The organism is Streptomyces niveus (assembly GCF_001723055.1).
GTDB classification, from domain to species: Bacteria; Actinomycetota; Actinomycetes; order Streptomycetales; family Streptomycetaceae; genus Streptomyces; species Streptomyces niveus.
This window is the reverse complement of sequence record NZ_MDCR01000191.1, coordinates 20686-27185: the sequence shown is the minus strand read 5'-3', so window position 1 is coordinate 27185 and position 6500 is coordinate 20686. Positions and strand designations below refer to the sequence as shown.

The window sequence follows — 6500 nt, the reverse complement described above, 5'->3', positions numbered from 1 at the left end:
CGTACTTCCGCCGCTGGTCGCAGGAGCAGCCGCGCGGCGTGCTCGGGGCGCCCCGGTCGGTGCGGGTGCCCGCCGGGGTCGGGTCCGGGCGGGTACCCGCGCGCGCGGACGTGTCCGGGGTCTCCGCAGGGCTCGCCGAGGGCGGTGAGACGGCGGGCCGCAAGCGCTTCGCCGACTGGAAGCGGGCCGGCCTCGCGACGTACGACAGCGGCCATGACGACCTGGCCGGTGACGTCACCTCGCGGCTCTCGCCGCATCTGCACTTCGGCACCCTCTCCCCCACCGAACTCGTCGCGCGGGCGCGCCGGTCGGGCGGTTCGGGCGCCGAGGCGTTCGTACGGCAGCTGTGCTGGCGGGACTTCCACCACCAGGTCCTGGCCGCGCGGCCCGGCGCGGCGTCGGCCGACTACCGCACCAAGCACGACCGTTGGCGGTCGGCGGAGTCCGCCGGTGAGGAGATCGAGGCGTGGAAGGCGGGCCGCACGGGCTATCCCGTGGTCGACGCCGCCATGCGCCAGCTGCGCCACGAGGGGTGGATGCACAACCGGGGCAGGCTGCTGACCGCGAGTTTCCTCACGAAGACGCTGTACGTGGACTGGCGCGTCGGCGCGCGGTACTTCCTGGAGCTGCTGGTGGACGGCGACATCGCCAACAACCAGCTCAACTGGCAGTGGATGGCCGGGACCGGCACGGACTCGCGCCCCAACCGGGTGCTCAACCCGGTGACGCAGGGCAGGCGGTACGACCCGCAGGGCGGCTATGTACGGCGCTGGGTACCGGAGTTGAGCGCTCTGGCGGGCGCGGCCGTCCACGAGCCGTGGAAGCTCCCGAAAGCCGAGCGGGCCCGGTACGACTACCCGGACCCGCTCGTGGAACTGGCCGAGGGCCGGGACCGCTTCCTGCGGGCGCGCGACAAGGACTGAGACGGCCCGTCGGCAGGTGGCGCCGCTCCTATCGGCCCAGGTCCCGCAGGATCTCGCGGGCCGCCCGCGCCCCGGACGCCAGCGCGCCCTGGACGGACCCGGTCGTGCGGTGGTCCCCGCACACGTAGCGCCCACGGCCGGCGCGGGAGGACCGGGTGAGCGGCTGCGGCGGCGGCATCGCGGGCAGCGCGTCGTGGACGGTGCGCGCCGTCACCCGACCCCAGCCCGCCGTGTCCGTCCCGTACGCCTGCGCGAGCGCGTCGAGCACCGCGCGCTCCCGGCCCGGCGCGTCCTCGCCGAGCACGGAGGTGGCGACGAGCGAGGAGCCGGCCGGCGCGTAGCCGGGCACCACGTCGCTCAGGACGCAGCTGTTGAGGAAGCGCAGCCGTGAGTCGGTGAGCAGTGTCGGCTCGGCCAGGGGTGATCGCGGGGCGGTGTGGAAGTACGTGGTGACGACGCGGTACGGCGGCATGTCCAGGCCGGGCAGCAGATGCGTGGCGGGCTCCGGCCCGGTCGCGACGACCACGGTGCCCGCGGCGCGCTCCGCTCCGTCGGCGAGCAGGACCCCGTCGTCGGTGAGCCGGTCGACGGGCGACTCGAACCGTACGGTGCCCGGCGGCAGCGCGTCGGCCAACTGACGCGGTACGTCGCCGATTCCGGCCGCCGGCAGGCAGAGCGTGCCGCGGAGCATGCTGCGCCACACCAGGTGGAAGACGCGGCTTGAGGTCTCCAGTTCGTCTTCGAGGAACACGCCGGACAGGAACGGCCGGAGGAACCGGCCGGTGAACTCCTCGGAGATCCCGGCCGCCGCGAGGGCGGTCCGCGTGGTGTGGTCGCCGGCACGCTTCAGGGGCCGTACGGGACCGAGCATGTCGCGGGCGGACAGGGCGGCGACGGCGAACAGGTCGCGCGGCCCCGCCGGAGCGCCGCGCACCAGGCTCGCGACCGTACGCGGCGCGCGGGTGGGGTCGGCGAGGCGGACCCGGCCGGCGTCGGTGTGGACGAGGAACCCCGGTGTGAACGGGCGAAGACGCAGGTCGCGCAGTGTGAGGCGGCGTTTCGCCTGCGGGTAGGCGGTGTTGAAGACCTGGAAGCCCCGGTCGATGACGAAGCCGTCGACGCGATCGGAGCGCATGCGTCCGCCGGGGGCATCCGACGCCTCCCGTACGTCGACGGTCAGACCGCTCGCCAGGAGATCGTGCGCGCAGGCCAGACCGGCCAGGCCCGCTCCGATCACCAGGACGTCGGGGGTGCCGCGTGAGGGGGACATGGGGGCCGTCCTTCGTGTTCGGTGCCGTAGAGCCGGGTCAGTGTGGCGAGCGCGTCGCGCAGTCCGTGGGGGCGGGACAGCCCCGGCACCGGCGGTCCCGCCCACCCCGGTCCCGCGAGCATCACCTCGGCGCTGCCGCGCGCTCCCCGCACACCCCAACTGCCCGCGGCGATGTGCCGCGCCAGCGGGCGGCTCGCCGTCGAGCGGGACTGGGACCAGAGGACGACGGCGCGAGGGCCGGTGCGCCGGGCGGCCTCGTCCAGCGCGGTCGCCGGTACGGCGGCGCCGAACATCCTTGTGGGCAGGCCGCGTTCGGCCAGCGCGGCGGTCAGGGCCTCGATGGGGAGGGTGTGCTGCTCGCCCGGCACGCAGGCCAGCAGCACCGGCCCGGCGCCGGTCCGCGCGGGCGGGGCGGCCGGTACGCGGCGCAGGGCCGACGAGACGTGCCACGACAGCAGATGCTCGACCTCCACGTACTTGTCGCCCGCCGAGGCCCATCTGCGTCCCACCGCGCGCAGCGTCGGCATCATCAGGTCCTCCCAGGCGCGGACCAGGCCGTACTCGTCGACGAACGACGTGAGCAGTTCGTCCACGACGGGCGCGTCCAGGCGCAGGGCGGCGCGGGACAGGCCCCGGCATTCCAGCCGGACGTCACCGAGCGGCGGTCCGGGACCCGCCTCCGGTCGCCGGACACCCGGCGCGGGCGGTGGGCCGCCGCCGCGTTCGCGAGCCGCGCGAGCGGCTTCGGCGGGCGGGACCCCGGCTGCGGTCAGGCGGCACATCTCGTCGAGCACCGCGAGGTCGGCGGGTGTCCAGCGACGGTGCCTTCCGTCCTGGCGGGCGGGCCCGATGCCGTAACGGCGGTCCCAGGAGCGCAGCGTGATCGGCGAGACGCCGATCCGGCGGGCCGCGGTGCCGGTGGAGACGCTCGCCACCGCCCCCGCCCCGTCCGCGATGTCGTCCACGGTGCCGCCCGCGTGCGCCGGTTCGCTCACGTGATCACCGTACGAGCCGGAGGCCGTCCCCGCGCGGGGACGGGGGTCATTCATACGCGCCCCGCGAGGCCGGCGGGGCTCCGTGTTCCGGCTCCAGGGCACCGCGCAGCCGGTGCAGACCGCGGCGTACATGACTCTTGACGGTGCCCAGCGGCAGCCCGGTGCGCTCGGCGATCTGCACCTGGGTGAGGTCGTCGAAGAACGCCAGGGACAGCAGGCGCCGTTGGGCGTGGGGCAGCGTCTCCAGCGCGCGCAGCACCAGCAGCCGGTCCAGCACCGCCTCGGGGTGGTCGGAGGGGCGCGGCACCCGGGTGCCGGCGGCGGCGGTCGCGGCGGTGACGAGCGCGGTGCGCCGGGTGCGGGCGGCCAGGGCGTCGACGATCTTGCGCCGGGTGATGCCGACGACCCACGCGTTGATCGGACCGCGTTCCGGCCGGTAACCGGCTCTCCCCCGCCATACGCCGAGAAAGACCTGCTGGGTGATGTCCTCGGCCTCTTTCGCGTCCCCCAGGGAACGGGTGGCCAGGGTGTGCACCAGCGGCGCCCACCGCCGGTAGGCGTCGGCCAGCGCGTCCGGGTCCCCGCGCGTCAGGGCGGCGGCGAGGTCCCTCTCGGCGCGGGCCTCCCCGGCGTCGGTCTCCCCGGCGTCGGTCTCCCCGGCGCGAGTCTGCTCGGTCGGCAGGGACGCGCAGGACCGGGGCCGGGCGACGGTGTCGGCGTACGTCGTGTTCACGCTGGCTCCTCCTTCCGGCACTGGAGCCCCGGCCGACGAGCAGGGGCCCCAGGCGTCGGCCACTCTCGCCAAAACGATGCGCCGTGAGCAATACGCATCGTTCTCGCATCGTCCGGCGTGTCCGGCGGTCGGCGCGAGATGCCCGGTGCGCGAGGCCGTGCGACGGTGGGGTGTGTCGTTCGACCGGACGGCAGAAGCGCGACCGAGCCGGACGGTGACCCCATCCGTACGGCACCCGCCTTCACCGCAGGAGGAGTCCCCCCATGAACATCTCCCGCAACCCTCGCAGTGCCCGCGGCCCGCGCCGCTCCCGTGCCCGCCGTGCGGCGGTGGCGGCCTGCGCCGCCGTGGTCCTGCCCGTGTCGCTGGGAGTGCTCGCACCCCAGGCCTCCGCGAGCACCACACAGAGCCCCACCACGACCGATCCCTTCGGCCCCGGGTGTTCGTCCCTCCCCCAGCAGGGAGCGGGCAGCGCGGCTGCCATGGCCACGCAACCGGTGGCGACCGCCGCGTCCCAGAACCCCGAACTGTCCACGCTGACGGCGGCGTTGCGGCAGGCCGGTCTGGTGGACACGCTCAACAACGCCAAGAACTCGACGGTGTTCGCGCCGACGAACGCCGCGTTCGCGAAGATCCCCAAGGCGGATCTCGACGCGCTGCTCGCGGACAAGGCCCAGTTGAAGAAGGTGCTGACCTACCACGTGGTCGGCGAGAAGATCAACAAGTCTCAGCTCGCGAACGGCAGCTTCACCACGCTGGAGGGCGGCACGCTCACCACGTCCGGTTCCGGCTCGTCGTTCAAGGTCAACGGCACGGCGAACATCGTGTGCGGTGACATCACGACGTCCAACGCCACGGTCAACCTCATCGACACGGTCCTGATGCCGAAGTAGGCGGCGGCCACCTCTCCGGACCCCGGCGCGGCCGGTCTCCCCTCGCCCGAGGGGAGACCGGCCGTCGTTCACCCGCGTCGACGACCCCGCGGGCCGACGCACCTAACCCGCGTCCGTCGGGACCCGGTGGGCGGACGGTGACAGATAGACGCGGCAGTTCCGCTGGCCCGGCAGGTCCGGGATCCGTTCGACGCGCCAGTCGCGCGCGTACGCCGGTGGTCCCGCCCGCCCCGCCACCACGAACGCCACCGGCCGCTCGCGCCCGTAGGCGACGAGTTGGACGGGCGTGATGCTCCCGTCGTGGCCGCCGGTCTGCCGCGACGCGCAGCCGGCCCGGAAGGCGACCCTGATCGCCTCGGTGCCGCTGACGACGCACGGCGGCCGTACGCCCTGCCGGGCCAGTTCGGCGACCACCGCGTCCAGCTTCAGGCGGTCGGCGCGGCCGCGTTCCACCCGGTCGGCGACGACCGAGCCCTGGACCCACAGATGCGCGACGGCCGCAGCCACGAGCAGGCCCACGACCAGCGGGCGCGGCCGGGCGGTCCTGGCGAGCCAGATCAGGAAGAGAGCGGTGGGCAGGGCGAACAGCGCGTACACGGGGAGCAGGAAGCGCGGCGCGGCGTACCCGATCAGCAGGAGGTACTGCACGGCCATGGACAGTCCGACCAGGGTTGGCACGAGGACGAGCGGCAGCCGCCGCAGGCGGGCGGCGACGAGCACGCCGCCGAGGGTGAGCAGCGGCAGCGCGAACCACCAGATCGCGGTGGCCGGGCGCCGCCACTGGACCGAGCAGGGGCGGCAGAGCAGCCGGCCGTCGAGCGAGCGCATGTGGTCGGCGAAGACGAGGTGCCAGCCGAGGTGGCCCTGGATCTCGCTGGCCCGTGCCAGGCGGGTGAAGAGACCGCCGTAACTGACGTACGCCTCGATGACCCACTCCGCGCAGCCGATCAGCCCGCCCGCGGCGAGCGCCGCCAGCAGGGCCCAGCGGCGCCACCGTCCGACGGCGAGCACGATGAGTGCGAGCGGCGCGCTGAGCCAGAAGGCGTCGGTGGGGCGCATGAGCGCGACGAAGGCCACCGCGACGCCGAGTCCGACGAGGGCCGTGCGGTCGGTCCGGTCGCGCGCGGCCCTGAGGAAGAAGCCGACGGCGCAGAGGCAGCCGAGGGCGACCCAGAGGTTCGGCATGACCTGCGGTCCGTAGAAGACGGTGATCCACAGTCCGGCGAACAGAGCGCCGGCGAGGGCGAGTACGGATCCGGGCAGCAGGCGACGCCACACCCACAGGGCGAGGAAGAGTCCGGCGCCGGAGAGAAGTGCCAGATAGACGCGGAGCACTTCGACGGAGGCGGTGAGTGAGGTCACCGGGGCGATGAGGAAGGTGATGCCGCGCGCGCGTGGGGCGCTGAAGAACGCGGTGTCCTGGGCGGCGCGGCTGACTTGGCTCGTGTACACCGTCTCGTCCCAGCCGAGCCCGGATCCCTGTACGAGGAAGGCGAGTTGAACAATCGTGTACACGCCCGCGACGACCGCGAGCCACAGGAGACCGCCGTCGGCCGCCGGCCAGTCCCGGCGGGCCGGGCGGCTCGTCTCTCGCAGGCCGGTCGCGACGGCCTTGGTCTGTGTCATGGCGCAACGCTGCCTGCCCGGGGGCTACTCGGAGGACGGACACGCCACAGGGCGAATATT

The 6500-nt window shown here is 74.2% G+C and carries 6 protein-coding genes; 2 read left to right on the top strand and 4 right to left on the bottom strand.

The genetic code is table 11. The features are described 5' to 3' along the window. Positions 1 to 923, top strand: a 923-nt coding sequence (locus tag BHU15_RS22390) for a cryptochrome/photolyase family protein (protein WP_069628844.1), incomplete at its 5' end; no start/stop codon positions are given. A gap of 28 nt (positions 924 to 951) precedes the next feature. On the opposite strand, the gene BHU15_RS22385 is transcribed toward BHU15_RS22390, so the two are convergent. Genes BHU15_RS22385 through BHU15_RS22375 form a run of 3 tightly spaced genes read right to left on the bottom strand, consistent with a single transcriptional unit; the run spans position 952 to position 3870 of the window. Then, positions 952 to 2193, bottom strand: coding sequence for an NAD(P)/FAD-dependent oxidoreductase (locus tag BHU15_RS22385; protein ID WP_069628840.1), 1242 nt, complete (start codon positions 2191 to 2193; stop codon positions 952 to 954). Beyond that, positions 2157 to 3188 (bottom strand): MerR family transcriptional regulator, encoded by a 1032-nt coding sequence (locus BHU15_RS22380; RefSeq protein ID WP_435897019.1) that lies wholly within the window; start codon positions 3186 to 3188, stop codon positions 2157 to 2159. Before BHU15_RS22380 ends, BHU15_RS22385 begins: the two co-directional genes overlap by 37 nt. 46 nt (positions 3189 to 3234) lie before the next feature. Then, positions 3235 to 3870 (bottom strand): RNA polymerase sigma factor, encoded by a 636-nt coding sequence (locus BHU15_RS22375; protein ID WP_069628842.1) that lies wholly within the window; start codon positions 3868 to 3870, stop codon positions 3235 to 3237. Between the two features lie 314 nt (positions 3871 to 4184). Here BHU15_RS22375 and BHU15_RS22370 point away from each other — a divergent pair, with 314 nt between their 5' ends. Then, positions 4185 to 4814: a fasciclin domain-containing protein gene (locus BHU15_RS22370; RefSeq protein ID WP_069628839.1), complete on the top strand. Its 630-nt coding sequence runs from the start codon at positions 4185 to 4187 to the stop codon at positions 4812 to 4814. Positions 4815 to 4916: 102 nt separating this feature from the next. Here the strand turns inward: BHU15_RS22370 and BHU15_RS22365 are convergent, their stop codons facing one another. Beyond that, complete coding sequence (locus BHU15_RS22365) at positions 4917 to 6440, bottom strand: glycosyltransferase family protein (protein ID WP_069628838.1); 1524 nt, start codon at positions 6438 to 6440, stop codon at positions 4917 to 4919. Between the last annotated feature and the right edge of the window lie 60 nt (positions 6441 to 6500).